Origin of the sequence: Lysobacter hankyongensis (assembly GCF_039543145.1) — a bacterium.
GTDB lineage: Bacteria > Pseudomonadota > Gammaproteobacteria > Xanthomonadales > Xanthomonadaceae > Lysobacter_I > Lysobacter_I hankyongensis.
Genome location: NZ_BAABJE010000006.1, coordinates 1 through 1254, shown reverse-complemented (window position 1 = coordinate 1254; position 1254 = coordinate 1). Strand labels below are relative to the sequence as shown.

At 69.9% G+C, this 1254-nt stretch carries 1 protein-coding gene; it reads left to right on the top strand.

What is annotated here, in order from left to right:
• On the top strand, window positions 1-1254 hold a 1254-nt coding region (locus ABD974_RS08090; RefSeq protein WP_486346767.1), incomplete at both ends, for a coiled-coil domain-containing protein.

The window sequence follows — 1254 nt, the reverse complement described above, 5'->3', positions numbered from 1 at the left end:
GCAACGAGTGGCGGGAACTCGGGGGTCTGAACTCGCTCGATGCCGTGCTCGCCAGCGCCGATGTCGATGCCGACACGAAGCAACGCATCCGTGCGCTACGGCAGGAGCAGGCGAACCTGCAGCGTGAGGCGAGCGCCGAACAGGCGAAGGCCGATGCGCAGGCGGCGACGCAGGCCAGGCAAACCAACGCGATCAACGCCCTCGGTCGCGCGCAGGCCGCGCTCGGTCAGGATCGCGCGGTCGCGAAAGCGCAGCAGCTGCGCGACCTCGAGCGCGACATCGCGGCCCTGCGTGCGGGAGGAGTCAAGACGGTCGAGGGTCTTCCCGTTGAGACCTACGAACGTAGGCGGCGCGCGCAGATCGACGAACAGTTCAAGGCGCCGAAGGCGCCGCGCACACCGAAACCCAAGGTCACCGACGCCGATCGCGCCCGCGAGTCCGCCGAGCGCGAACTGGAGTCACTGCGTCGCGAGGTCGCGCTGCTGGGCGAGGTCGAAGCCGGCCAGACCCGTGCCGGTGAGGCCGCACGCCTCCGCTACGAGACCATGCAGGGCGCGCTGAAGGCGATTGCGCCCGCGCTGAAGGCGCAACTCGTCGCCGAGGCCGAAGCCCTCGACACCGCGCGCGCGAGTGCGGATGCCGAGCGCGAACGCAAGGCCGAACTCGAGAAGACCACGCGCGCCTACGAGACGCTGCGCGCGAGCCTGCGCACGCCGGCCGAGGTCGCGCTGGAAGAGGCGCGCACGCAGGTCCAACTGCTGAACGATGCGCTGCGCGATGGGATCGCGACCAAGGCCGCGTTCGACGCGGCGATGGCGCGCATGGTGCAGACGAGTTTCCGTAAACCTGACGCGGCCCTCGATCGCGTCCCCGGCGCGACCCCGGATCTCGGGCAGACCGGCAGCGATCTCGCGCAGATCGAACAGTCGCGCACGCGGCTCGAAGCCTGGCATGCCGAACAACTCGCGCTGCTCGCGCAGTTCCGTTCGCAGCGCGCCGATCTGAATGCGCAGTGGGACGCGCAGGAAGAAACGATCGAGCGCCAGCACCAGGCCGCGCTCGCGCAACTGCAATCGGCGCAGACGCAGGTGCTGCTCGCGGGCGCGTCCGCGACCTTCGGCCAGCTCGCCGACATCGCCAAATCTTTCGGCGGCGAACAGAGCGCGACCTACCGCGCCCTGTTCGCGCTGTCGAAAGCGTTCGCGATCGCGCAGGCGGCGCTCGCGCTCGCCAACAACGTGGCCGAAGCGAGCA